Origin of the sequence: Bradyrhizobium erythrophlei (assembly GCF_900142985.1) — a bacterium.
Lineage (GTDB): Bacteria > Pseudomonadota > Alphaproteobacteria > Rhizobiales > Xanthobacteraceae > Bradyrhizobium > Bradyrhizobium erythrophlei_B.
This window is the reverse complement of sequence record NZ_LT670849.1, coordinates 353787-379427: the sequence shown is the minus strand read 5'-3', so window position 1 is coordinate 379427 and position 25641 is coordinate 353787. Positions and strand designations below refer to the sequence as shown.

Genomic DNA, 25641 nt, shown 5'->3' with positions numbered 1-25641 from the left:
CCTCAATATCCGCCGCCAAAAGCCTGCCGCCGCCCCGTTCCCGGGGCGCGGCGGGCGCTTGTCTATGCGTGTGGATGGCATTGGTTTTGGTAGTGTATTCCCCTATATGGGGCATACGAAATGCCACAAGCGTGCCGGGATCACCGACGCATGCGCAACCCTGACACCGTTAAGTTTTTTGAGATGACCAACGCGAGCGAATGGCGATCCGGCAAGGGCCACCGCGACGAGAATTTTCCGGTCGCGTCGTGGATCATTCATCCGCGCCACCGGCCATTGATCCTTGCGTTCTACAATTTCGTTCGAACGGCGGATGACATCGCCGATCACGAAAGCCTGAGTGGAGACGAGAAGCTTTCGCTTCTCGATCTTCTGGAGGCTGAGTTGCTCGGCAAGGGCGACAGCCAGCCTGAGGCCGTCAATCTGCGCCGGGTACTGGCAGAGCGCGGGATGCCGCCGCGCCATGCGCTCGATCTTCTGACCGCCTTCCGCATGGACGTCACCAAGCTTCGTTATGAGACGTGGGACGAGGTGATTCACTACTGCCGATATTCGGCGATGCCGGTCGGCAGGTTCGTGCTCGACGTTCACGGCGAGAGCACCTCGACCTGGGCCGCGTCGGACGCCATTTGCGCGGGCCTTCAGATCAATAATCACCTTCAGGACTGCGGCAAGGATTTCCGGAATCTCAACCGTGTCTACCTGCCGCGCGACGCACTGGCGGCCGTGGGCGCTACTGCCGAACAATTGGGCGAGGCGCGCGCCACACCGGCGTTGCTGCAATGTCTGCAATCGCTGGCCGCACGCAACGAGGCGCTGCTCGACGAAGGCAGGATGCTACCCGCCCAGGTCAGGGATTTCCGGCTTGGGCTTGAAGTATCGGTCATACAATCCTTCGCTGACCGGATCGTTCGCCTTCTGAAGGTGCGCGATCCCCTGAGCGAACGGGTGCACCTCAATCCGGTCGAACTTCTCACCTTCAGCCTCAGTGGCATGGCGGGGGAAACGATCCGCCGTCTCTCCGGGCGTCGTCCTGTCTCGAAAACGGCGGCTGGCGCATGACGGGAGAGGCGGCGGTAGCCGATACAAATTACGGGACGACGGCATCTGGCAGTTCGTTCTACGCCGCGATGCGCATGCTTCCGCGCGAGCAGCGGGAGGCGATGTTTCAGATCTACAGTTTCTGCCGCCAAGTCGACGACATTGCCGACTCGCCCGGGCCGAGAGAACAGCGGTTGGCCGCGTTGCAGCAGTGGCGCGACGATATCGACGCGCTCTATCAAGGCCATCCGCCGGCGCGCTTACGCGATTACGAGGCTTCAGTTCGGCAGTTCGGGCTCGAACGTGACGATTTTCTGGCGATCGTCGACGGCATGGAAATGGACGTCCCGCAGGACATCCGTGCGCCGGACTTCGCGACCCTCGATCTCTATTGTGACCGCGTCGCCAGCGCCGTCGGGCGTCTGTCGGTGCGCGTGTTCGGCATGCCGCGAGAGGACGGCATTCTGCTCGCACATCATCTCGGGCGCGCATTGCAGTTAACCAACATCCTGCGCGACATCGACGAGGACGCCGGGATCGGAAGGCTGTACCTGCCCAAGGAGGGGCTGGCGCAGGCCGGCATCACATCGACCGATCCGCTTGTCGTGGCCGCCGACCCGGCGCTGCCGAAGGTCTGCGCGCCGCTTGTGGAGCGGGCCAGGGAGCACTTTGCGAAGTCAGACGAGATCATGGCCCGCAATCCGCGCCCGGCGGTGCGTGCGCCACGGATCATGTCGCGATACTACGGTTCCATTCTGGGATTGCTTGTTGCGCGCGGGTTCGCTAACCCGCGGGCGCCGGTTCGTCTGAACAAGGTGGCCAAGCTTGCCATCCTGCTTCGCTACGGCTTTTTCTGATTTCCAACACCTCATCCAATCGCACGATGCAAAGAGTTGCCCATATCGTTGGCGCGGGAATTTCCGGCCTGTCGGCCGCGGTGAGGCTGGCGAACGCGAATTTCAAAGTGCGCGTTTACGAGGCCACGCAGCAGGCGGGCGGGCGCTGCCGTTCCTACTTCGATGCTGCAACCAATCTGATGATCGACAACGGCAATCATCTTCTGTTGTCCGGCAACAGCCACGCTTTGGCTTACGCAAAATCGATCGGCACCGAAGCGGGGCTGGTCGGGCCGAAGCGGGCCCAGTTTCCCTTTGTCGATCTCGCGACGGGAAAGCGCTGGCGGCTCGATCTCGGTGATGGCCGTCTGCCGTTGTGGCTCTTCGACCGAGAGCGCCGCGTGCCGGATACGACGTTAAGCGACTATCTGGCGCTGATGCCGCTGATCTGGTCGTCGCCTTCGAGGCTCGTCGGCGATGCCATCCCCACCAAGGGAGTTTTGTACCAGCGGTTGGTGCAACCGTTGTTGCTGGCTGCGCTCAACGTCGATCCGCCGGTGGGGTCGGCCGGTCTTGCCGGCGCCATTGTGCGCGAAACGCTGCTCGCCGGCGGACAGGCCTGCCGGCCGTTGATTGCCCGTGATGGCTTGAGCGCGGTCCTGGTCGAGCCGGCGGTCAAGCTGTTGCAGGCTAAGGGCGCCGATATCGGATTCAGCAAAGAGCTGCGCGGATTTGCCAGTGCGGCGGATCTCGTCAACGAGCTCAACTTCGGCGACGAGAAGATTGCGGTCGGGCCTTCGGACGTTGTCGTGCTGGCCGTGCCGCCGCGGTCCGCGGCCTCATTGCTGCCGGGGCTGAAAACGCCGACGAAATTCAAGGCTATTGTGAACGGTCATTTTCGCATCGACCCGCCGAGGGACGCGCCGCCGATCCTGGGCGTCGTCGGAGGGCTCGTGGAGTGGGTTTTCGCGTTCCCCCAGCGCCTGTCGATCACCATCAGCGGCGCCGACCGGCTGGTCGACATGCCGCGCGAGGAACTCGCCCAGGCCCTCTGGCGCGACGTCTGCCAGGCGACCGGGGTTTCGGGCGAATTGCCGCCGTGGCAGATCGTGCGCGAGCGCCGTGCCACATTTGAGGCGACGCCGGAACAGAACGCCCAGCGGCCGGGGCCCAAAACGGCCTTCAAAAACCTGTTTCTTGCCGGCGACTGGACTGATACGGGGTTGCCGGCGACCATCGAAGGTTCGGTGCGGTCGGGTGACCGCGCCGCCGATCTTGTCCTGGCGACAGGCCAGGCCTGATCGGAAGACGGCGCGAAAGCGCCGGCGCAACGGGACCAGCAAGTACGACGCAATGAATACAGGGATGTCGGGCATTATGCCTTCCGCGACCAATACACCCGGAATCGATACGGGGGTGCTTGAGACGAGCATTGGCTCGGCGACGCAAGCGCTGCTCGGCTTCCGGCAGGCCGACGGCCACTGGGTATTCGAGCTCGAGGCCGACTGCACCATTCCGGCAGAATATGTGCTCCTCAGACACTATCTCGCCGAGCCGGTCGATACGGTTCTGGAAGCCAAGATCGCCAGATATCTCAGGCGGGTTCAGGGTGCGCATGGCGGCTGGCCGCTGGTCCATGACGGCGAGTTCGACATGAGCGCGAGCGTCAAGGCCTACTTCGCCCTGAAGATGATCGGCGATGCCATCGACGCGCCGCATATGTTGCGGGCGCGCGAAGCCATCCATGCGCGCGGCGGCGCGAGCAAAAGCAACGTCTTCACGCGCTTTATGCTGGCGTTGTTCGGCGTGACGACCTGGCGCGCAACGCCGGTGCTGCCGGTCGAGATCATGTTGCTGCCGATGTGGTCGCCGTTCCATCTGAACAAGATTTCCTACTGGGCGCGGACCACGCTGGTGCCGCTTCTGGTGCTGGCCGCGCTGAAGCCGCGTGCGAAAAATCCCAAGGGTGTCGGCATCGACGAACTGTTCCTGGAGGATCCTCGCTCCGTCGGCATGACGTCGAGGGCGCCGCATCAGAGCCGGGGCTGGCACGTGCTGTTCAGTACGCTGGACCGCATCCTGCGCGTGATCGAGCCGCTGTTCCCCAAGTGGCTGCGCGCGCGCGCTGTCAACGCGGCCGTGGCCTTTACCGAGGAGCGGCTCAACGGCGAGGACGGGATGGGCGCTATTTTCCCGCCAATGGCCAACGCCGTCATGATGTACGAGGCGCTCGGCAAGGGGCCCGACTATCCGCCGCGCGCGAGCCAGCGGCGCGGGCTCGACCTGCTCCTGGTGATCGGCGAGGACGAAGCCTACTGCCAGCCCTGCGTGTCGCCGATCTGGGACACCGCGCTGACCTGTCATGCCTTGCTCGAAGCCGGCAGCGACGAGGCGGTGGCGCCGGCCAAGCGGGGGTTGGATTGGCTGGTGCCCAAACAGGTTCTGGACGTGAAAGGGGACTGGGCGGTCAAGGCTCCGCAGATCCGCCCCGGTGGCTGGGCGTTCCAGTACAACAACGCCTACTATCCGGACCTCGACGACACTGCGGTCGTCGTCATGGCCATGGACCGCGCCCGTCGCAGCGCGCCGAACCCGGCCTATGACGCCGCGATCGCCCGCGGTCGCGAGTGGATCGAGGGCATGCAGAGCAAGGACGGGGGCTGGGCAGCCTTCGACGTCAACAACCTCGAATATTACCTGAACAACATCCCGTTCTCGGACCACGGGGCGCTGCTGGACCCCCCGACCGAGGACGTCACCGCCCGCTGTATTTCCATGCTGGCCCAGCTCGGGGAGACCGCCGGGAACCCGTCGGTCGCGGCCGGCATCGCCTACCTGCGCAGGACCCAGCTCGCGGAAGGCTCCTGGTATGGCCGCTGGGGGCTGAATTACGTCTACGGAACTTGGTCGGTGCTATGCGCGCTCAACGCCGCCGGCGTCGCGCACAGCGACCCGATGATGCGCAAGGCGGCGGACTGGCTGGTCTCGATCCAGAACGCGGACGGCGGCTGGGGGGAGGATGCGACCAGCTACCGACTCGACTATAAGAAATTCGACACGGGATTTGACGGCGGCCCGTCGACAGCCTCGCAAACGGCATGGGCCTTGCTTGGTCTCATGGCGGCGGGTGAAGTGGAAAATGCGGCCGTTGCCCGCGGAATCCGTTACCTGATGGCCACACAGACCCAAAAGGGCTTGTGGGATGAGCAACGCTATACCGCTACGGGCTTTCCTCGGGTGTTTTATCTGCGTTATCATGGCTATTCGAAATTCTTTCCGCTCTGGGCGTTGGCGCGGTACCGGAATTTGCGAAAGACCAACAGCAGGGTGGTAGGGGTCGGGATGTGAAGTTGGGGGCAGGGGTTGGAGCGCCGTCGGGCAAGGTGGACCCGCGGCCGGTGCTCATCGTCACTGGTCTCATTCAGGAGGCCCGGATCGCATCCGGTCCCGGAATGACGGTTATCTGCAGCAGTAGCGATCCGAAGCAATTGCGCGCGCTGCTGACCGTATTCGATCCGACGACGATCAGGGGCGTTATCAGCTTCGGCGTGGCCGGGGGCCTCGACCCGTCCCTCAAGTCGGGCGACGTCGTGGTTGCGACCGAAGTGCTGGCTGGCGATGCCCGCTGGCTGGCGGGTCTTTCCTTGAATGACGATCTGATCGCAAGCGTCGGGCTAGGGCGCCGGCGCATCGTCAGGGGACGTCTGGCGGGCGCCGAACAGGTGGTTGCGGCCCGTCACCTCAAGGAAGCGCTGCATCAGGAGACGGGCGCTGCCGCCGTCGACATGGAAAGCCACATTGCGGCGGAATATGCCGCCAATGCAGGGCTGCCGTTTGCTGCGCTACGGGTCGTCAGCGATCCCGCCCACCGGGCTTTGCCGTCAGTGGCCATGGCCGCCATCAAGCCGAACGGCGATCTCGACCTGCGTCAGATCATGCGCAGCGTTGCGCGTAATCCGCGAACGCTGCGCGATCTCGTGACGACCGGCATCGATTTCAACCGTGCGCTTCGCAGCCTACGCGGCTGTCGAAGCTTTTTGCTGGGCAGCGAGGGCCTCGTCACGGCGGATCTCTGACAGCCGCTTCTGCACTTCCGCAGAGAAGATGTACTGCGCCGGACGCTGCTTGGTCAGGTCGATTTCCGGCGCCATCGGGCCCGAGGTACGCACGCCGGAGATCGCCACCTTGAGCGCCTTCAGCGGATTCTTAAACGCATCGCTCGCTGCGGTCGGCTCATAGCCGCAATGGGCCATGCAGTCGGCGCACTTCTCGTACTTGCCGGTGCCGTAGGTTTCCCAATCCGTGGTGTCCATCAGCTCCTTGAAGGTCTTGGCATAGCCTTCGCCGAGCAGGTAGCAGGGCTTCTGCCAGCCGAAGATGTTGCGGGCGGGCATGCCCCACGGGGTGCATTCATAGGTCTCGTTGCCGGCCAGGAAGTCCAGGAACAGGCTGGAGTGCATGAAGTTCCACTTCTTGCCCTTGCCGCGCGCAAAGACATCGCGGAACAGGTTCTTGGTCTTCGTGCGGTTGAGGAAGTGCTCCTGGTCGGGCGCACGCTCATAGGCGTAGCCCGGTGACATCGAAACGCCGACACCAAGCTCGACCGTGTAGTCGAGGAACTTGGCGATGTCTTCCGCCGAATGACCATCAAAGATCGTGGCGTTGACGTTGACCGTAAAGCCCTTGGCCTTGGCGGCCTTGATCGCCGAGACGGCGCGATCGAACACGCCTTCCTGGGACACGGCCTTGTCGTGGTGCTCTTTCAGGCCATCCAGATGCACCGAGAAGAACAGGTAGGGCGACGGCTCGAACAGATGAAGCTTCTTCTCCAGCAGCAACGCGTTGGTGCAGAGGGAGACGAACTTCTTGCGCGCCACGAGGCCGCGCACGATTTCGCCGATGTCCTTGTGAATCAGCGGTTCGCCGCCGGGGATCGCGACCATGGGCGCGCCGCATTCATCGGCCGCATCCCAGCACTCCTGCGCGGTCATGCGCCGGTTGAGGATCGCATCGGGATAGTCGATCTTGCCGCAGCCCACGCAGGCCAGATTGCAGCGGAACAACGGCTCCAGCATCAGCACCAGCGGGTACCGTTTCCGGCCCAACAGCTTCTGCTTCATCAGATAGCCGCCGATGCGAATTTCCTTGAAGAACGGTATTGCCATTACAAGCTTTCTTTCCGTAGTCAGAGGTTGATCAGCTCGCCGTCAACTCGGCCGGGAGCCTGAATTCGATATTTTCCTCGCGGCCGGGGAGTACAGATACGGCGACAGGTCCAATCCGCTTCAACGCCTCGATCACGTCGTCGACCAGAACTTCCGGTGCCGACGCGCCGGCGGTGATTCCGACGGCCTTGGCATCCTTCAACCACTCTGGGTTCAACTCGCTGCCGTCGGCGATCAGATAACTGGCAACGCCAACCTCGGTCCCAATCTCCCGCAAGCGGTTTGAGTTGGAACTGTTGGCCGCGCCTACTACCAGGATAACGTCGACGAGCTTGCTGAGGTCCCTTACCGCAGATTGGCGGTTCTGTGTCGCATAGCAGATATCCCGGGTGTCGGGGCCTTGAATATCTGTAAAACGCTCGTGAAGGGCCGCAATGATGTCCTTGGTGTCGTCCACGCTGAGCGTGGTCTGGGTGATATAGGCCACCGGGGTGTCGGCCGGCAGGGTCAATGCCGCGACGTCATCCACGTTCTGGACCAGCAGGACGGGGCCTGGAACCTGGCCCATGGTGCCCTCGACCTCCGGATGGCCGGCATGGCCGATCAGGATCAGGGAGCGGCCTTTCGACATATATCGCTTGCCCTGGTTGTGGACCTTGGTCACCAGCGGGCAGGTGGCGTTAAGCACCGGCAGGCCGCGGGCGGCGGCCTCTTCTTCCACGCTGCGGGCCACGCCGTGGGCGCTGAACACGGTCACGGCCCGCGGCGGGACCTCGGAAAGGTCCTCGACGAAGATCGCACCCTTGTTTTTAAGGCTTTCGACCACGTACTTGTTGTGGACGATCTCGTGCCGAACGTAGACCGGCGGACCGTACTTCTCGAGCGCACGCTCGACGATCTCGATCGCCCGCACCACACCCGCGCAAAATCCGCGGGGCTGTGCCAGATAAACTTCCATTGGATGGCCGTTACGCAAGTTCAACTATCCCCGTTTTGGCGCCCAGATATCAACGCAGGTGTGCAACATCCGCACCAACATTCCCCCGGGCCCTGCTGGCGCAGGGCTTTGTGTCAAAAAAAGACCGGATAGGAAAGGCGGCTACGAGCGGAGGGGACACATGGGTAGGTATATGTGGTTCGCAGCGTTAATATAGGTAAAATAATACTTTCTTGGCTTGACTGCTCTCGATTTTCTCAAAGCTGCGTCATAACGGTCAAATAAGTGCGTCGAGGCGCCCGATAGCCCGAATTTCGCGCCTTCTGGGCCTTTTAAGGCCTCTCACCGCCGGAAAAGCGCAAAAACAACATTAGATCGGCCAGGGGAACTCCGCTAGACAGCGAGCGTTTCCGGCAGGCCGCAGACACCAGAAAGAGTAGACGTGCTGACAAAGATAGTTGTTTCGATTGTCCAGACCTGCACCCGGTTTGCGGCCACCACAGTTCTGATTGCGCTCGGTCTTGCGGTTGGAGCCGGATTCTATACGGCGCAACATTTCGAGATCAACACCGACATCAACAAGCTGATTTCCCCCGATCTCGATTGGCGCAAGCGCGACATTCAGTTTGATCAAGCCTTCGACCAGGACAGCACGATCATCGCGGTGGTGGAGGGGCCTACCCCCGAACTGACGGCCTCGGCGGCCGCCGCTCTCTACCAGAAGCTGGCCGGCGACAAGGAGCATTTCCAGGCCGTGCTGCCGCTCGGCTCCGGTGAATTCTTCGAGAAGAACGGGTTCCTGTTCCTGCCGAAGGAAGAAGTCGCCGGTCTTACCAGGCAGTTCGAATCGGCGGCGCCGCTGATCGAGATCATGGCGGGCGATCCGAGCATCCGGGGTCTTACCGGCGCCCTGGAAACCGTGCTCGCGGGCGTCAAGCGCGGCCAGATCAAGCTCGACAGTGCGGAGCGGCCGTTCAACCAGATCTCCCGCACGATCGAGGACGTGCTGAAGAACGGCAACGCGACCTTCTCGTGGCGCGAACTCGTCAGCGACAAGCCGCTGACCGATTCCGACAAACGGAATTTCATTGAATTCAAGCCGATCCTCGACTTCAACGCGCTCGAGCCGGGCAAGGCGGCCACCGACGCTATTCGCGAGGCGGCGACCCAGCTCAATTTTCAGGGCCAATACGGTGCGAGGGTACGCTTGACCGGCCCGGTGCCGATCGCCAACGAGGAGTTTGCAACCGTTGCCGACGGCGCCGTCGTCAACGGGGTCGGGACCGTTCTGGTCGTTCTGGTCATCCTCTGGCTGGCGCTGCATTCGGCCAAGATCATCTCGGCCGTGTTCGCCAATCTGTTCATCGGCCTTTCGATCACCACGGCGCTCGGCCTGATGATGGTTGGCTCGCTCAATCTGCTGTCGATAGCCTTCGCTGTTCTATTCGTTGGCCTTGGCGTCGATTTCGGCATCCAGTTCAGCGTGCGCTATCGATCGGAACGCTTCAAGAGCAACGATCTGAACACGGCGCTGGCGAGTGCCGCGGAGCGCTCCGCTGTTCCGCTTTCGCTCGCCGCCATGGCGACGGCCGCGGGATTTCTGTGTTTTCTGCCGACCGATTACAAGGGCGTCTCGGAACTTGGCGAGATCGCCGGCCTCGGCATGCTGGTGGCGTTTCTCTCCAGCATCACCGTGTTGCCGGCCTTGCTCAGCCTGATCAATCCGCCGGGCGAGGACGAGCCGGTCGGTTACGCCTTCCTGGCCCCGCTCGATCGTTTCCTCGAAGACCATCGCGTCATCATCGTCGGCGGGACCTTGCTGGTCGCGGTTGCCGGGCTGCCGCTGCTTTACTTCCTGCACTTCGATTTCAACCCGATGCACTTGCGCAATCCCAACGTGGAATCGATCTCGACGTTTCTCGACCTGCGAAAGGATCCGAACACCGGCGCCAACGCCATCAACGTGATGACGAATTCGGAAGCCGATGCGAAGAAGATCGAAGAAAAGCTCTCCAAGCTGCCGGAAGTGCTGCGCGTGGTTTCGCTCGACAGCTTCGTGCCGGAAGATCAGCCGGAAAAGCTGAAGCTGATTGCGCAAGGGGCCAAGACTCTCAATCCGGCGCTCAACCCTGAATCGATCGACGAGCCGCCGTCGGATGCGGAAAACGTCGATGCCTTGAAAGGATCGGCGGAGAGCCTGCGCAGGAACGCGGGTGACGCCAAGGGGCCGGGAGCGGTCGCCGCGCGGCGGCTGGCCGACGATCTGCAGAAGCTCGCCGATTCCAATCAGGCGACGCGCGAAAAGGCGCAAGCCATCTTCGTCACGCCTCTCAAAGTCGTGCTCGATCAGCTCAAGAGCGCCTTGCAGGCAAAGCCGGTCAGTCTGAATAACCTGCCGGCGGATCTCGTGAACGGCTGGAAGACCAAGGATGGCCTGATGCGTGTCGAGGCCGAGCCGCGCGGCGATCCCAACGACAACGAGACGCTGCGCAAGTTTGCGGCTGCCGTGCTTGTCGCCGAGCCGACCGCGATCGGTGGTCCGGTATCGATTCTCAAATCCGGCGAAACAATCGTAAGGGCTTTTATTCACGCCGGCTTCTGGGCGCTGGTCGTGATCAGCCTGCTGCTCTGGCTGACGCTCCGGCGCATCTCTGACGTGCTGATGACGCTGGTGCCGCTGTTGGTCGCGGGCGCGGTGACGCTCGAGATCTGCGTGCTGATCGACCTGCCGCTCAACTTCGCCAACATCGTCGCGCTGCCCTTGCTGCTCGGCGTTGGCGTTGCCTTCAAGATTTATTATGTCACCGCGTGGCGCTCAGGCAGAACGAATCTGCTGCAATCGAGTCTGACACGCGCGATATTTTTCAGCGCGCTGACGACGGCGACGGCGTTCGGCAGTCTGTGGCTGTCGAGCCATCCCGGCACGGCGAGCATGGGCAAGCTTCTGGCGCTGTCGCTTGTCACCACGCTTGCCGCGGTGCTGCTGTTTCAGCCTGCGCTAATGGGCAAGCCGCGCGATATCGGCGAGTAGGCAGATATCGCCCACGTCGGCGGTGGTCGTGGCTGTCTGCTTCTGACCCGCTGGCATTTTTGTCGTCGCAGTCATCGCGCCCGTAGTTTTCGGGGCTACCGGAGCCTTCGCGCCCTTTGCTACACTGGCCGCAGGACTCGGCGGGATGGGGCCGGCCACGCGAGTCCAAGTTTCCCCACCGCACAGGAAGCCGAGCACGCAGCCCTGAATTTCCAGCTTGTCGGAGCCGATCGGTTTGATCGTCGAGCTATACGTCTTGCCGTCCTTGGCGTTGTAGACCTCGCCTTCCCACTGATCGACGCCGGCCTTCTTCTTCATGTTAATGAGGATCGGCATGCCGAGGGTGGGTCTGCTCCTTTTCGAGACATCCGGATTGTGGTCGTCAAGGCCGCCGGGTTCTTGCTCCCAGGCGACGACGCCCCACATGTTGCCACTACACTCGGCGACGCGGATATTGGCGACGCCATCGGCCACCTTCCAGTCGCCGCTGGGATCCGCCGCCAGCGCAGGGGTAACACTCATGGCGAATACACCAAAAACTATAAAAGTGCGCACGACGTCTCGCGGGCGGTGCAACATGGGGTAACCTGTGTTCAAATGGATACTCCGAGGATGGCAAAACGCCGCATTCAGCGTTTTCAGTTGACGGAACTAGCGCTTATAGAAGTATGTAGCTGATGACAGATCCTAATCTAGATATTTCTGAGATGTTTGTGGACCGGCAGGGCCAGCGCAGCTCCATGCATGCGCGCCATCTGAACGAACAGCTCGTTCGGGTCCTTAAAACGATCGGCTATGATGTCGGTTTTCAGAAGGGCCAAGGTCAGTATCTCTTCGATCGTGACGGGGTACGTTACCTCGACCTACTCAGCGGTTTTGGCGTTTTTGCGATTGGCCGGAATCATCCGGCTCTGCGACAGGCGCTCAAGAGCGTGCTCGATGCCGACCTTCCCAATCTCGTGCAGCTCGACGTTTCGACCCTTGCCGGCGTGCTGGCCGAGCGGTTGCTGAAATATGTCCCATATCTGGACAAGGTGTTTTTCGCCAATTCGGGCGCCGAGTGTGTCGAGGCTGCCATCAAGTTTGCCCGCGGCGCCACCGGCAGGCCCGGCATCGTTTATTGCGCCCACGCATATCACGGCTTGACCTATGGCGCACTCTCCCTGACCGACGATTCCAACTTCCGTGGCGGCTTCCAGCCGCTGCTTCCCGGCTGTACCACGATTCCGTTCAACGATCTTGCGACGCTCGAGCAGGCGCTGTCGTCGCGTGAAGTCGCCGCTTTCATCTTCGAGCCGATCCAGGGCAAGGGCGTCAACATGCCCACCGACGAATTCCTGCCCGGCGCGGCTGCGCTGTGCAAGAAGTACGGCACCCTGCTGATTGCGGACGAAATCCAGACCGGCATGGGCCGCACCGGACGCTTCCTCGCCGTCGAGCACTGGAACGTCGAGCCCGACATGGTTCTGTTGTCAAAGGCTCTCTCGGGCGGTCACGTGCCGGTCGGCGCGGTGCTCACCCGCAAGAGCGTCTTCGACAAGATCTTCAATCAAATGGACCGCGCGGTCGTCCACGGCTCGACGTTTGCAAAGAACGACCTGGCGATGGCGGCCGGCATTGCCACGCTCGAGGTCATGAAAGCGGAGAAGCTGGTCGAGGCGGCTGCCAAGCGTGGCGCCGAGCTTCGGCTTGCGCTCAACCGGATGGTCCCGGGCTACGAACTTCTCAAGGAAGTCCGCGGCAAGGGCCTGATGATCGGTCTTGAGTTCGGCTCGCCGAAGTCACTGCGGCTGAAGGCGTCGTGGAACGTGCTGGAGACCGCCAACAAGGGGCTGTTCTGTCAGCTCATCACCGTTCCCTTGTTCAAGGACCACAAGATCCTGACCCAGGTGTCGGGCCACGGCAGCCACACCATCAAGCTGTTGCCGCCGCTGACCATCACCGAGGAAGATTGCAACTGGATCGTACGCGCTTTCGATTCCACGATTGCAGCGAGCCACAAGGTCCCTGGCGCGATCTGGTCGCTCGGCAAGACCCTGGTCGACAACGCCGTTCGCAAATCGGCCTGATGCGAGAGCCTGTCGAAGCAGAACTGGGCACTATTCTTCTGTTTTGACGCGTTTTCTTCACGCGAACCGGTTTCCACTTCGCTCGAAAGCGCTCCGGATCTCACGCGGATTGCGCGTGAGATCAGCGCGAATCCTCAAGAATCATCGCAGCACCTTTCTCGGCAATCATCGCCGTTGGCGTGTTGGTATTGCCCGAGGTGATCGTCGGCATGACCGACGCATCCGCAACCCTCAAGCCGGCCAGCCCGCGAAACCGCAGCCGTTCGTCGACGACGGCGAGCGGATCGCTTTGCGTTCCCATCTTGGCCGTGCCCACGGGGTGAAAGATGGTGGTGCCGATATCGCCGGCGGCTTTCGCCAGAGAAGCGCCGTCATCGCCGACCGACGGACCGGGCAGGAATTCTTCCGGAGAAAAGCGTGCAAGCGCCGGCTGCTTCATCAGCCGCCGCGTGGCGCGGATGGCGTCGGCGGCGACCTGACGGTCTTCATCGGTCGACAGATAGTTCGGCGCAATCGAAGGCGCCTCTCCGGGAGCCTGCGACTTGATCCGCACGGTGCCGCGCGAAGTCGGCTGCAAATTGCAGGCACTGACCGTGATCGCCGGAAAGCGGTGCAAGGGATCGCCGAACTTGTCGAGCGATAGCGGCTGGACGTGAAACTGGATGTTGGCGCGCTCGCGATGAGGGTCGGAGCGGGTGAAAATACCAAGCTGAGAGGGCGCCATCGTCAATGGGCCGCGTCGGCGAAAGGCGTAGTCGAGGCCCATCAGGCCGCGCCGCACGTAAGAGTAATAGGTCTCGTTGAGGGTGCGCACGCCGGAGACCTTGTAGATCGCGCGCTGCTGCAGATGGTCCTGCAAATTGCGCCCCACACCCGGCCGGTCGATCACGCTGGCGATGCCGAGGGGGTTGAGCCATTCCGCCGGACCGATGCCGGAGCGGTGCAACACCTGCGTCGATCCGATCGAGCCAGCGCACAGGATCACTTCGCCCTTGCTGCGGGCCTCGAAAACCTGTCCGTCCCTCGTGAACGCGACGCCCACGGCACGGCCATTCTCGACGATGAGGCGGTCGACCAGGACGTTCTTCTCGAGGCGCAGGTTGGTGCGCGTCAGCGCGGGTTTGAGGAATCCTCTCGCCGAGGACCAGCGGCGGCCGCGCTTCTGGTTGACGTGGAAATAGCCGACGCCTTCGTTGTCGCCGGTGTTGAAATCCGCAATCTTGCGAATGCCCATCTGCTCGGCGGCGTCGCCGACGGCATCAAGAACGGCCCATGACAGCCGCGGCGCCTCGATACGCCAGCCGCCGCCGACGCCATGATGTTCGCTCTCGCCGAGAAAGTGATCCTCCAGCCGGCGGAAGGCCGGCAGGACGTCGTCGTAGCCCCAGCCGGTGAGGCCGAGCTGCCGCCAGTGATCATAATCGGCGGCCTGTCCGCGCATCGAGATCATGGCGTTGATCGCCGAGGAGCCGCCGATCACCTTGCCCCGTGGATAGGCCAGCGAACGTCCGTTGAGACCGGCCTCAGCCTCGGTGCGAAACATCCAGTCGGAGCGCGGATTGCCGATCGCAAAGAGGTATCCGACCGGGATGTGAAACCAGATCCAGTTGTCGCTGCCGCCGGCTTCCAGGATCAGAACCCGGTTTTTCGGGTTGGCCGACAGGCGGTTGGCGACGATGCATCCGGCAGTGCCGGCGCCGACGATGATGTAGTCGAAATCTCCCTCGATACGTGTCGTCATTTTCTCGTTTCCGCCCTTCGTCCGCTATCCCGTTAGTCAGACGTTAATGGGCCGGAGAAAGTCTCGACCCGGCCGCTTTGTCAATGATCCAGAGCTATTGGGTCCACCACAACCGGTGTGCTAGATAAGACGTTGATCAAGCATTCAAAACCGAGTTTACCCATGCCCATCGTCAACCGTGCCGCCGACCTGCAACCTGACATTCAGGCTTGGCGCCGCGACATCCATGAACATCCTGAACTCGGATACGAGGAGAAGCGTACGTCGGCTTTCGTGGCGGAGCGGCTTCGAGAGTTCGGCTGTGACGAGGTGGTGACGGGTCTCGGCGGGACTGGCGTCGTCGGCGTCATCAAGGGACGCAAGGCGGCCAAAGGCAGCGGCGTCAAGACGATCGGACTTCGTGCCGATATGGACGCGCTTCCGATCGAGGAGGCGACCGGACTGCCCTATGCCTCGAAAACCTCGGGCAAGATGCACGCCTGCGGTCACGACGGGCATACCGCGATGCTGCTCGGCGCGGCACGCTACCTGGCCGAAACCCGGAATTTCGCCGGCGATGCGGTCGTGATCTTCCAGCCGGCGGAAGAGGGCGGTTTCGGCGCCGCGGCCATGATCAAGGACGGGCTATTCGATCGCTTCCCAATCGATCAGGTCTACGGCATGCACAATGGTCCGGGGATTCCGGTCGGCTCCTTTGCGATCCGGCCGGGCCCGATCATGGCCTCGACCGACGCCGTCAACATTCATATCGAGGGCCGCGGCGGGCACGCCGCGCGTCCGCATCTCTCCATCGATTCCGTCATGGTCGGCGCGCAACTGGTGACCGCGTTGCAGTCGATCGTTTCGAGGAGCGTCGATCCGCTTGAGTCCGCGGTCGTCTCGATGTGCGAATTTCACGCTGGCAACGCCCGCAACGTGATTCCGCAAACCGCCGAAATCCGGGGCACCGTCAGGACCTTGACCGCGGAAGTGCGGACGCTGGTTGAAAAACGGGTACGCGAGGTGGTCGAGGGCGTGGCACGCATGACCGGCGCCAAGATCGACCTCGAATACCTTCGCGGCTACCCGGTCGTCGTCAACCATGCGGCGGAAACCGATTTCGCGATCAAGGTGGCGGAAGAAGTCGCCGGCAACGGCAATGTTACCGAGATGCCGCCGCTGATGGGAGGCGAGGATTTCGCCTACATGCTCGAGAAGCGGCCGGGCGCGTTCATCTTCTGCGGCAATGGCGACAGCGCCGGCTTGCATCATCCGGCCTATAATTTCGACGACGACGCGATCGTCTATGGCACGTCCTACTGGATCAAGCTGGTCGAGAACACGCTCGCGGCGTGAGGGTTGGCGCTGCTGAACAAACACGGTCAAATAGCCGGACTACTCAATCAGCCAAAATAAAAGAGGCCCGCGTCACGCGGGCCCCTTTCTGATGTGTTCGATCCGCCTGAATCTAGAACAGGTGGGCGAAGATAAAGTACAGACTGCCCGAAAGCATGATCGCTATGGGCAGCGTCAGCACCCAGGCCATCGCCATGTTGCGGATAGTCGCAACCTGAAGCCCCGATCCGTTCGCGGCCATGGCGCCGGCGACGCCGGACGACAGCACATGGGTGGTGGACACCGGGAGGCCGAAGTTGTCGGCTGCGGCGATCGTAGCAGCAGCAACCAGTTCGGCGGCCGCGCCTTGCGCGTAGGTGAGGTGGGTCTTGCCGATTTTCTCGCCGACCGTGACGACGATGCGCTTCCAGCCGATCATGGTGCCGAGGCCGAGCGCCAGCGCGACCGCGATCTTCACCCAGTTCGGGATGAACTTGGTGGCGGCGTCCAGCGAGCCCTTGTACTTGTTCAAGGTCGCGATCTCGTCCTTGCTGAGGTCGCTTTCCTTGTCCTTCATCAGGAAGCGGATCGCCTCCGAGGTCAGGTACATGTCGTTACGGGTGTTGCCGACGACCTCGGACGGAACCTTGTTCAGCGAACCGTATTTCTGGACCTGATCGCCGACGTCCTTCACCAGGGCAGCGAGCGACGGATAGGTGCCTTCGCTGATGCGATGCTGCGACACGTATTGCGTTACGGCCGGGCGCGGATCGCCGATGATGCTGTGGCCGGCGCCCTTGGCCGCAACCACCTTGGAAGCGGCGTCGGAGGTTTGCTGGAACACGGCGATCTGCGAGTCCGGCAAGGCGCGGTTGAGGGCATAGGCGGTGGGCACGGTGCCGATCAGGATCAGCATGATCAGGCCCATGCCCTTCTGGCCGTCGTTCGAACCGTGCGCGAAGCTGACGCCGGTGCAGGTCAGGATCAAAAGGCCGCGGATCCAGACGGGCGGGGCTTTGTTGCCCTCCGGCGCGGCGTAGAGCGCCGGATTGCGGACGAGCACTTTCAGGAGCAGCAGAAGCAAGGCTGCGCAGATGAAGCCGACCAGCGGCGACAACAAGAGCGCGTAGCCGATTTCGGTGGCCTTGCTCCAGTCAACGCCCGAGGTGCCGTCGCGGCCGCGCATCAGCGCATTGACGATGCCGACGCCGATGATCGACCCGATCAGGGTGTGGGAGCTGGAAGCCGGCAGGCCGAACCACCAGGTGCCGAGGTTCCAGATGATCGCAGCAATCAGCAGGGCGAACACCATCGCAAAGCCGGCGCTGCTTCCGACCTGAAGGATCAGCTCGACCGGCAGCAGCGAAACGATGCCGAAGGCCACCGCGCCGGAGGAGGTCAGAACGCCGAGGAAGTTGAAGAAGCCCGACCACATCACGGCGAATTCGGCCGGAAGCGAATGGGTGTAGATCACGGTCGCCACCGCATTGGCGGTGTCATGGAAGCCGTTGACGAATTCGAAGCCCAGCGCAATCAGCAGCGCTACCATCAGCAGGATGTAGGGCAGGTAGGTCGTGATCTTGGCGCCGGTGGCATCGACGTCGGCGTAAATACTGTAAGCCACGAACAGCAGGCCTGCCGCGAGAATGCCGAAAAAGATGATCATCGTCAGGGGGTTGAAGCCCTTGTCGAGATTGGGTCGGGAGGCAGGCTGGATCGGTCCGCCGTCCGTCCCGCTAATTTTTTGGTCAAGTGCAAAATCAGACATATCGACGCCCCTGATACGGTGAGCCTTCATCATTGACGGATGGTTTTGAAGGTTAGATGACATAGGCGGAGTTATCCCCGCCGGTAACGAAGAACTTCCCAGATCTTATTGAATTGCTGACAGAAAATCTTTTGAACGGCCTTGTGAGCAGCCTGCCGATCGCACGCAAATTTGTGCGGGAATAAATGGCAAAAACGAGCGGGTCTACGCTCGCGTGAGGGAACCTAGCAGAACGGCTCAAAAAGTCGATCATGCCGCATCGCCTTCACCTGAGCCGGGCGGGATTTAAGACCGTGGCGTAGTAGCGCCGCCATGTCTCTTCCAGTCGATCCGAGGTTGGCGCCATCGCCTTGCTGACGCCCGACGTGAACGAGATCGCAAAGCCGTCCCAATGTGCGCAGCGTTCGGGCGTCAGGATCGACCAGGGCATATCGGCAAAACGGCGCGCGAAGAACGGCGCTGCCAGCTCAACGACATGGTGCTCCGGCTCGAACCAGGCGACGTATTGCGCGTCGCGTTCCCGCCCGATTTCGCGGAAGCGGACAAAGGCGTGCATCTTGTGCTCGGCGCGCCGCACTGCCTTTGCCATCGCCGTGACGCTGGTAACGTCGGGATCGGTCGCGACCTCGAGAAGGTCGTGATTGCAGCGCAATCGCCACAACAGGCGGTAAAGCATCGCGAACCGCCGGGGATCACGGTGCAGGATCGCGATTTTGGCGAGCTCTACAAACCTGGCGGAAACGCTGAATGTTTCGGTCGATGAGCGCGGTTGCGGCTGCCTCTCGCCGGGTGCGAACAATTCTTCTTCACCCTTGATGCTCCACATCACGTCCTCTGGTGTGACGCCATCCAGCACCAGCGCGCGAGCGGCTTGGCGCCAGCCGTCGAAATCGGTTTCGTGGATGCGGATTTCCAGCTTGGGTTGCCCGTCCATGTCTAAATCCCCTTGATTCCATTTACGAATCTCAGAGCGGCCAATTCGATTGACTCTTTCGTCGCCGTTAGCTTTAAATTAGAACATATCATGAACAAATGAGCCAGCTTCTGGTTCTCTCAAAATCAGAACGGCGACATCAGATTTCGAAAAGGGCGCGGCGCATCATGATGAGCGCAGCAGGAAAGGTTGCCGCCTTGCGCGGCAGCATCGAGCGCATCGAGGCGCATGGCGCGGCGTATTCGTCGCGCAAGGTCCCGCTCGGGCACACTGATGCCGACGCCCACCTGCAAGGCGGCCTCGCTGTGGGCGCCATGCACGAGGTGTTTGCGGAAGCAGGCCGGCAGAGCGCGGCGGCGACCGGCTTTGTCGCAGGATTGGCAGGGCGGGTGGCTAGCCGGCGGCCCGTGGTCTGGATCCGGCAGGATTTCACGGAAGTGGAAACTGGCGCCGTCTCGATGAGCGGGCTTTCCGAACTCGGCCTCGATCCGCGCCTTTTCGTCAGCGTCCACGCGGCCGACGTCGACCATGCGCTGCGTGCGACAGCAGACGCGTTGGCTTGCGATGCGGTGGGCGCCGTCGTGCTGGAGGTCTGGGGCGAGGCGCGGCAACTCGACCTCGTCGCCAGCCGCAAGCTGACACTGGCCGCCCAGACTTCAGGCGCAACCGCCCTGATGTTGCGGATGGCGGCAGAGCCGAGGGCCTCGACCGCCGAGACCCGATGGATCGTGCGAGCGGCGCATTCGCCGCCGGGCTCGACCCCATCGAGTGCATGGGGCTCGCCTCTGTTTGAGACGCAGCTTGTCCGCAACCGTCATGGCCCCACCGGCCACTGGATCATGGAATGGAAAAGCGATGAGTGCCTTTTCGGAGAACCGGCGACGTATTCTCAGCCTGTGGCTGCCGCGCCTGCCCACCGACCGCATCAGGCGCCTGCGCGCAAAAACGCTTTTGCGCGAAGCGGTTATCGGGTCGCGTGAAGACGACGCTTCAAATCGGCTCGAACAGTTGGATGAGCTCAGCATTGTCGTTGCCAGGCAAAACAACATGTTGCGGATTTCCGCGCTCAACGACGCGGCGACGCATGTGGGCCTCGCGGTCGACCTGCCGCTTGCGAACGCCCGCGCCATCTGTCCTGACGTGCAGGTCCATGATGCCGATGAGGTTGCGGACGCCGACGCGCTGAACGCCATCGCCGAATGGTGTGACCGTTTCACTCCGCTGGTGGCGCTCGATCTGCCTCACGGTCTTTTTCTCGACATCAGCGGCTGCGCGCATCTGTTTGGCGGCGAGGCGGCGATGATGAACCTCGTGTGCAGTGTCCTGACCGCGCAGGGATTTAGGGTCAGCGGCGCTATCGCGGGCACGGCCGTCTGCGCGCGGACGCTGACCCGTCATGTCCATGGCCGGATCGTCCGCGACGGCGAAGAGGCCGAAGCTGTCCGGTTGCTGCCGATATCGGCATTGGGGGCGGATATGGCCGTGGTGACGGGTTTGCGCCGCGCCGGCCTGAAAACCATCGGCGAGGTGGCCGACCGGGGGCGGCACGAAATCACCGCGAGATTTGGTGCTCGTTTCACGGCGCTGTTGGAACAGGCGTTGGGACATAGCGATGCGCCGATCAGTCCGCGCAAGCCGCTGCCCGATTACATCGTGGAAAAGCGCTTTGCCGAGCCGGTCGCGACCGAAGCGGTGATCTCCGCCACCTTGTCGGGGTTGGCCGGGACGCTGGTCGCGGCGATGGGCAAGCAGGGCAAGGGTGCGCGTCAACTGGAAGCGCGCTTCTTCCGCACCGATGGTGCGGTCCGCACCATCACGGTCGATACCGGGCAGCCCGTGACGCGAGGCGAGGTGATCGACCGGCTGTTCCGCGAGCGGCTGGAGGCTTTAAGCGATCCGCTCGATCCCGGCTTCGGATTCGATCTCATTCGTCTGACCGCGAGCCGCACCGAAATCGTGGTGCAGGAGCAGCGCGATCTCGACGCCCATGTGCATGATCAGGATGAAGTCTCGGCACTGATCGACCGCATTGCCGCGCGCATCGGCGGCAAGCGCGTGGTCGTTCACCTGCCGCAGGACACCCACATTCCCGAGCGCGCCGTGCTGAAAGCACCGGCGCAGCATCATCTGCTGGAAGCTGCGCAATCCACCTGGCCTGCGCGTGTCGCCGGCGAGCCGCCACTGCGGCCCTTGCGGCTGTTCGAGCGGCCGGAGCAAATCAAGGTGATCGCCGAGGTGCCGGATGGTCCACCGGCGCGGTTCGTCTGGCGCCGCGCCACCCATGCCGTGGTTCGCGTCGAGGGGCCCGAACGCGTCGCCATGGAGTGGTGGCGGGCGGGAAGTGCGGTGCTGACGCGCGATTACTTCCGCGTCGAGGACGAGGAGGGTTTGCGCTTCTGGGTCTATCGCGACGGGCTTTTTGAAGAGATCGAACAGCAGGAGGGCAAAGCGGTACTGCCGAACTGGTTCATGCACGGGCTGTTCGCCTGATGATTGGTTATGCGGAAATCGGCATCACGACGAACTTCTCGTTCCTGCGTGGCGGCTCGCATCCGCAGGCCTATGTGCATCAGGCGGCAGAGCTTGATCTCCCTGTGATCGGCATCGCTGACCACAACACGTTGGCCGGCGTCGTGCGGGCTTTCAAGGAACTCGACAATTCCAAGCTCAAGCACAGACCGAGGCTCCTGATCGGAGCGCGGATCGTCTTTAGCGACGGCATGCCGGACATCCTGGTCTATCCGCGCGATCGCGCGGCTTACGGCCGGCTCTGTCAATTGCTCACCCGTGGCAAGCGTGGCGAGGACACGCTCAAGGGCGAATGCCACCTGAAATTCGATGATCTGCTGGAATTTGCCGACGGTCAGCTTCTGGTGATGGCGTTGCCGCACCATTTCGAAGAGGCGAAGGCGCACGACATTCTGAAGCGGTTGCGGTCAAGCCAGGCCGACGGCGTATGGTTGGCGGCAAGCCTGCTCTACCGTGGCGACGACCGGCGGCGTCTGGCGCGGCTCCGGCGCGTCGCCGATGGCGCCGGTGTGCCGTTACTCGCGACCAATGAGGTGCTCTACCACGAACCATCGCGCCGCCGCTTGCAGGATGTGCTCACCTGTATTCGCGAGAAGACGACCATCGAGGCGGTCGGCAAGCGCGCCGAGGCTAATGCCGAACGCCATCTCAAGCCTGCTGAAGAAATGGTGCGGCTGTTTCGCGACGTGCCGCAGGCGATTGCCGAGACCATGCGGTTTGCCGACCGCATCACCTTTTCGCTCGATCAGCTCAAATACCAGTATCCCGACGAGCCGGTGCCGCGGGGCAAGACCGCGCAGCAGCATCTGGAAGACCTGACCCAAACGGGTGTGCAAAAATATTTCGGTGGCGATATCGACGACACGTTACGCGCAACCTTGCGCAAGGAGCTCGATCTCATCGCCGAGCTGAAATACGCGCATTATTTTCTCACCGTGCACGACATCGTGCATTATGCGCGCAGTCAGAACATTCTTTGTCAGGGGCGGGGATCGGCGGCGAACTCCGCCGTATGCTACGTGCTCGGCATCACCTCGGTCGATCCGACCAAGGTCGACCTCTTGTTCGAGCGCTTCATTTCCAAGGAGCGCCTTGAGCCACCCGACATCGATGTCGATTTCGAACATTCGCGGCGCGAAGAGGTGATGCAATATGTCTATCGCCGCTATGGCCGGCATCGTGCGGCCATCATCGCGACCGTCATTCACTATCGGCCGCGCAGCGCGATCCGCGATGTCGGCAAGGCGCTCGGATTGACCGAGGATGTGACCGCAGCACTTGCCGATACGGTGTGGGGAAGCTGGGGTTCGGGCCTCAACGAGATGCAGGTCAAGCAGGCGGGCTTCGATCCGAAAAACCCGATGGTGGAGCTTGCGGTTGAACTCGCCACCGAGCTGATCGAATTCCCGCGCCACCTGTCGCAGCATGTCGGCGGCTACGTGCTGACCCAGGACCGGCTCGATACCTATGTGCCGATCGGCAACGCCGCCATGGACGACCGCACCTTCATCGAATGGGACAAGGACGATGTCGACGCGCTGAACATGATGAAGGTCGATGTGCTGGCGCTGGGCATGCTGACCTGCATCCGTAAATGCTTTGACCTGATCGAAAACCATAAAGGCAAGCGCTGGGAACTGGTGACGATCCCTCAGGACGAGAAGCTGGTCTACGACATGCTGTGCCGCGGTGAATCGCTCGGCGTCTTCCAGGTCGAGAGCCGCGCCCAGATGAATATGCTGCCGCGCCTGAAGCCGCGCACCTTTTACGATCTTGTCATCGAAGTTGCGATCGTGCGGCCCGGCCCGATCCAGGGCGACATGGTGCATCCTTACTTGCGCCGGCGAAACGGCATTGAGAAGGAAAACTATCCGGCGCCTTCGCCGGAGTACGGCACTCCTGATGAACTGTACAAGGTGTTGCACAAGACGCTCGGCGTGCCGCTGTTTCAGGAGCAGGCGATGCGGATCGCGATCGAGGCTGCGGGCTTTACTTCCGAGGAAGCCAATGGTCTGCGCCGTGCGATGGCGACGTTTCGTAATGTCGGCACCATCGGCAATTTCGAAGACAAGATGATCGGGAATATGATCCGGCGGGGTTACGATCCTCAATTCGCCAAGAACTGTTTTGAACAGATCAAGGGTTTTGGCTCGTATGGTTTTCCGGAAAGCCATGCCGCCAGCTTCGCGCAGCTTGTCTATATCTCGTCATGGCTGAAGCATTTTCACCCCGATGCGTTCTGTTGCGGACTGCTCAATTCGCAGCCGATGGGCTTTTATGCGCCGGCGCAGATTGTCGCTGATGCCATCAAGAACAAGGTCAAGGTGCGCGAGATCGACGTGTCCCACAGCGTTGCCCAGAACACGCTCGAGGAAAAAGACGGTGACTATTGCGCGGTGCGTCTCGGCTTCCGTCAGATCGATGGTTTCAAGTGGGTCGATGAGGATGAGGAGCGGCTGAAATATATCCAATCGTCATTCCGGGGCACGCGAAGCGTGAACTTTGATGCGCAGTTGCGCATCAGAGAATCCATTGTTGAGCGAACACGCGGCTTAATGGATTCCGGGCTCGCGCCAAGAGGCGCGCCCCGGAATGACAGTATGGAGGAGCCCGACGACTGGGCCGACCGCATCGTTGCCGCCCGCAACCGCCGTCCCTTTACGTCGCTGGAAGACTTTGCCCGCGACACCGCGTTGCCCAAGCGCGCGCTGGTCCTGCTGGCGGATGCCGATGCGTTTCGTTCCATCGGGCTAGATCGTCGTGCGGCATTATGGGCGGTGCGCCGTCTGCCCGATGATGTACCTCTACCGCTGTTCGAGACCGCTGCCGCCCGCGAGCAGCCGGATGAACAGGCAAAGCCGTTGCCGGCGATGCCGCTGTCGGAGCATGTGGTCGCGGACTATCAGACCATTCGCCTCTCGCTGAAGGGCCATCCGATGGAGTTCTTGCGCGCCAGGTTTACGCGCGAGGGCGTGATCGCGTGTTCGTCGGTGTCCGATGCCAGGGACAGGCAACATGTCCGCTGCGCCGGCGTGGTGCTGGTGCGTCAGCGTCCGGGCAGCGCCAAGGGCGTGGTCTTCATGACGCTGGAGGATGAAACCGGCATCGCCAACATCGTGGTGTGGCCCAAGGTGATGGAGCGCTTCCGCAAGGAGGTGATGGGATCCCGGTTGATCCTGGTCGAGGGCACTATTCAAAGCAGTCCGGAAAAGGTCGTGCATCTCGTCGCCGAAAGACTGTTCGACCGCTCCGGTGATCTGCTCGCTCTCGCCAATGACGCGCCCCGGAAACACGCGGTGCCGGCCGGTGCTACCGTGGTCGAACCGCTCAATGACGACCGGCGCGAGCATCCGGACAATCCGGCGCAAAAAATCCGCCATCCCCGCAATGTCCGCATCCTGCCGCCGTCGCGGGATTTTCATTGAAGCATAATCCAGATCCGAAGGGGCCGCGCTCATGAAAAGCGCATCGCGGCGTTCACCTAATGCTCGACCCGGTACAGGCGCCATCGCCCCGGCACGCCTTTGAGCTGGTGAACGCCGCGATCCTTGAAGCCTATTCCCGACTGCGACATCAGATCCTTGACCGCGCGCGAGACCAGGACTTCGCCGGCGCGGGCTTTCGCAGCGACGCGCGCGCCGATATGGAAGGCGAGGCCGATCACTTCCGCTCCGCTCACCTTGTATTCGCCCGCGTGCAGCCCGACCCTGACCTCGAGCCCAAGCGTGCGCACTGCCTTATGGATTGCGGTCGCGCAACGGACCCCGGCAGCCGGCGCGGCGAACGTCGCCAGCAGTCCGTCCCCGGTCGTCACCACTTCTTTTCCACGCAACGTCTTCAGCTCCTTACGGACAGCGGCGTAATAGTGATTCATCACCTGCGTCCAGCGCAAATCGCCGAGCTTTGCCGCCTTTTCAGTAGACCGGACGATGTCGACAAACAGGATCGTGGCGAGCGCTTGCTTGAGTTCGGCGCCGCGATCGGCGGTTCGGCGCCGGGTCGCAATATTTCCGACCAGCGGTTCATAGCGATGGATGCGCCGCCGCGCGATCGCTGCTTTTGCATAGTCCTTGGCACGCTGCACCGTGCCGCAACGAATTGTCTTATCCCTCGGTGGAAGCGTCCAGTAAGCCTTTCGTCCATCCCCGACGCCATGAACTTCCACGGCGCCCCACTTCAGGAAAACCGTCGAGCCAACCCGTCGAACACACCACGCCTTTGACGTGTATCCGGAAACGTTCGACTGATGGACTCCGATGCGAAGGAATTTGGGCAT

The 25641-nt window shown here is 62.2% G+C and carries 17 protein-coding genes and 1 pseudogene; 11 read left to right on the top strand and 7 right to left on the bottom strand.

What is annotated here, in order from left to right:
- The first annotated feature begins 183 nt into the window (after window positions 1–183).
- The 5 genes from hpnC (at window position 184) to BUA38_RS01675 (ending at window position 5953) form a co-directional block, all read left to right on the top strand.
- Window positions 184–1062 (top strand): squalene synthase HpnC, encoded by an 879-nt coding sequence (gene hpnC, locus BUA38_RS01695; RefSeq protein ID WP_072825740.1) that lies wholly within the window; start codon window positions 184–186, stop codon window positions 1060–1062.
- Window positions 1059–1898, top strand: coding sequence for a presqualene diphosphate synthase HpnD (hpnD, locus tag BUA38_RS01690; RefSeq protein ID WP_072816322.1), 840 nt, complete (start codon window positions 1059–1061; stop codon window positions 1896–1898). Before hpnC ends, hpnD begins: the two co-directional genes overlap by 4 nt.
- 26 nt (window positions 1899–1924) lie before the next feature.
- A complete protein-coding gene (hpnE, locus tag BUA38_RS01685) occupies window positions 1925–3178 on the top strand; it encodes a hydroxysqualene dehydroxylase HpnE (RefSeq protein WP_072816320.1) in 1254 nt (417 codons plus the stop codon).
- Between the two features lie 76 nt (window positions 3179–3254).
- Window positions 3255–5225, top strand: coding sequence for a squalene--hopene cyclase (gene shc / locus BUA38_RS01680; RefSeq protein ID WP_156898905.1), 1971 nt, complete (start codon window positions 3255–3257; stop codon window positions 5223–5225).
- On the top strand, window positions 5222–5953 hold the full coding sequence (locus BUA38_RS01675; RefSeq protein WP_072816318.1) for a phosphorylase: 732 nt from the start codon (window positions 5222–5224) through the stop codon (window positions 5951–5953). The genes shc and BUA38_RS01675 overlap by 4 nt, the downstream gene beginning before the upstream one ends.
- Here the strand turns inward: BUA38_RS01675 and hpnH are convergent.
- Together hpnH and ispH are read right to left on the bottom strand one after the other, a co-directional pair.
- Window positions 5894–7042: an adenosyl-hopene transferase HpnH gene (gene hpnH / locus BUA38_RS01670; protein ID WP_072816317.1), complete on the bottom strand. Its 1149-nt coding sequence runs from the start codon at window positions 7040–7042 to the stop codon at window positions 5894–5896. The genes BUA38_RS01675 and hpnH overlap by 60 nt on opposite strands.
- 31 nt (window positions 7043–7073) lie before the next feature.
- Window positions 7074–8000 carry a 4-hydroxy-3-methylbut-2-enyl diphosphate reductase gene (gene ispH, locus BUA38_RS01665; protein WP_072816315.1) on the bottom strand — a complete coding sequence of 309 codons (927 nt, stop codon included), beginning with the start codon at window positions 7998–8000 and terminating at the stop codon, window positions 7074–7076.
- A 421-nt stretch (window positions 8001–8421) separates the two neighbouring features.
- On the opposite strand from ispH, the gene BUA38_RS01660 reads away from it, so the two are divergent.
- On the top strand, window positions 8422–11010 hold the full coding sequence (locus BUA38_RS01660) for an MMPL family transporter (protein ID WP_072816313.1): 2589 nt from the start codon (window positions 8422–8424) through the stop codon (window positions 11008–11010).
- Here BUA38_RS01660 and BUA38_RS01655 read toward each other — a convergent pair.
- Window positions 10978–11532 (bottom strand): DUF2147 domain-containing protein, encoded by a 555-nt coding sequence (locus tag BUA38_RS01655; RefSeq protein ID WP_072825738.1) that lies wholly within the window; start codon window positions 11530–11532, stop codon window positions 10978–10980. The two genes, BUA38_RS01660 and BUA38_RS01655, sit on opposite strands and share 33 nt — an antisense overlap.
- Before the next feature lie 155 nt (window positions 11533–11687).
- On the opposite strand from BUA38_RS01655, the gene hpnO reads away from it, so the two are divergent.
- Window positions 11688–13079 (top strand): aminobacteriohopanetriol synthase HpnO, encoded by a 1392-nt coding sequence (gene hpnO, locus BUA38_RS01650; RefSeq protein WP_072816311.1) that lies wholly within the window; start codon window positions 11688–11690, stop codon window positions 13077–13079.
- Between the two features lie 121 nt (window positions 13080–13200).
- Here the strand turns inward: hpnO and BUA38_RS01645 are convergent, their stop codons facing one another.
- Entirely contained in the window at window positions 13201–14820 is a 1620-nt protein-coding gene (locus tag BUA38_RS01645; RefSeq protein WP_072816308.1) for a GMC family oxidoreductase, read from the bottom strand.
- 162 nt (window positions 14821–14982) lie between these two features.
- Here BUA38_RS01645 and BUA38_RS01640 point away from each other — a divergent pair, with 162 nt between their 5' ends.
- On the top strand, window positions 14983–16155 hold the full coding sequence (locus BUA38_RS01640) for a M20 aminoacylase family protein (RefSeq protein ID WP_072816306.1): 1173 nt from the start codon (window positions 14983–14985) through the stop codon (window positions 16153–16155).
- Between the two features lie 112 nt (window positions 16156–16267).
- Here the strand turns inward: BUA38_RS01640 and BUA38_RS01635 are convergent, their stop codons facing one another.
- Both BUA38_RS01635 and BUA38_RS01630 read right to left on the bottom strand, forming a co-directional pair.
- Window positions 16268–17902 carry an inorganic phosphate transporter gene (locus BUA38_RS01635; protein ID WP_072825737.1) on the bottom strand — a complete coding sequence of 545 codons (1635 nt, stop codon included), beginning with the start codon at window positions 17900–17902 and terminating at the stop codon, window positions 16268–16270.
- 268 nt (window positions 17903–18170) lie between these two features.
- Window positions 18171–18836 (bottom strand): annotated as a pseudogene (locus BUA38_RS01630) (TIGR03915 family putative DNA repair protein); the annotation flags it as partial.
- 170 nt (window positions 18837–19006) lie between these two features.
- Here BUA38_RS01630 and BUA38_RS01625 point away from each other — a divergent pair.
- From BUA38_RS01625 to BUA38_RS01615, 3 genes are read left to right on the top strand one after another with little or no spacing between them, the layout of a single operon-like run.
- A complete protein-coding gene (locus tag BUA38_RS01625) occupies window positions 19007–19816 on the top strand; it encodes an ImuA family protein (protein WP_072825736.1) in 810 nt (269 codons plus the stop codon).
- On the top strand, window positions 19722–21326 hold the full coding sequence (locus BUA38_RS01620) for a Y-family DNA polymerase (protein ID WP_425304960.1): 1605 nt from the start codon (window positions 19722–19724) through the stop codon (window positions 21324–21326). The genes BUA38_RS01625 and BUA38_RS01620 overlap by 95 nt, the downstream gene beginning before the upstream one ends.
- A complete protein-coding gene (locus BUA38_RS01615) occupies window positions 21326–24790 on the top strand; it encodes an error-prone DNA polymerase (protein ID WP_072816301.1) in 3465 nt (1154 codons plus the stop codon). Before BUA38_RS01620 ends, BUA38_RS01615 begins: the two co-directional genes overlap by 1 nt.
- Window positions 24791–24846: 56 nt before the next feature.
- On the opposite strand, the gene BUA38_RS01610 is transcribed toward BUA38_RS01615, so the two are convergent.
- Entirely contained in the window at window positions 24847–25641 is a 795-nt protein-coding gene (locus tag BUA38_RS01610; RefSeq protein WP_072816299.1) for an adenylate/guanylate cyclase domain-containing protein, read from the bottom strand.

Excerpts from the sequence above, each read along its gene's own strand:
- BUA38_RS01645 (WP_072816308.1), bottom strand. The coding sequence starts at position 14,820 with ATGACGACACGTATCGAGGGAGATTTCGACTACATCATCGTCGGCGCC.
- BUA38_RS01610 (WP_072816299.1), bottom strand. The coding sequence starts at position 25,641 with ATGCCCAAATTCCTTCGCATCGGAGTCCATCAGTCGAACGTTTCCGGA.
- hpnH (WP_072816317.1), bottom strand. The coding sequence starts at position 7,042 with ATGGCAATACCGTTCTTCAAGGAAATTCGCATCGGCGGCTATCTGATG.
- BUA38_RS01625 (WP_072825736.1), top strand. The coding sequence starts at position 19,007 with ATGAGCGCAGCAGGAAAGGTTGCCGCCTTGCGCGGCAGCATCGAGCGC.
- shc (WP_156898905.1), top strand. The coding sequence starts at position 3,255 with ATGCCTTCCGCGACCAATACACCCGGAATCGATACGGGGGTGCTTGAG.
- hpnC (WP_072825740.1), top strand. The coding sequence starts at position 184 with ATGACCAACGCGAGCGAATGGCGATCCGGCAAGGGCCACCGCGACGAG.
- hpnO (WP_072816311.1), top strand. The coding sequence starts at position 11,688 with ATGACAGATCCTAATCTAGATATTTCTGAGATGTTTGTGGACCGGCAG.
- hpnD (WP_072816322.1), top strand. The coding sequence starts at position 1,059 with ATGACGGGAGAGGCGGCGGTAGCCGATACAAATTACGGGACGACGGCA.
- BUA38_RS01655 (WP_072825738.1), bottom strand. The coding sequence starts at position 11,532 with ATGAGTGTTACCCCTGCGCTGGCGGCGGATCCCAGCGGCGACTGGAAG.
- BUA38_RS01615 (WP_072816301.1), top strand. The coding sequence starts at position 21,326 with ATGATTGGTTATGCGGAAATCGGCATCACGACGAACTTCTCGTTCCTG.
- hpnE (WP_072816320.1), top strand. The coding sequence starts at position 1,925 with ATGCAAAGAGTTGCCCATATCGTTGGCGCGGGAATTTCCGGCCTGTCG.
- ispH (WP_072816315.1), bottom strand. The coding sequence starts at position 8,000 with ATGGAAGTTTATCTGGCACAGCCCCGCGGATTTTGCGCGGGTGTGGTG.
- BUA38_RS01640 (WP_072816306.1), top strand. The coding sequence starts at position 14,983 with ATGCCCATCGTCAACCGTGCCGCCGACCTGCAACCTGACATTCAGGCT.
- BUA38_RS01635 (WP_072825737.1), bottom strand. The coding sequence starts at position 17,902 with ATGTCTGATTTTGCACTTGACCAAAAAATTAGCGGGACGGACGGCGGA.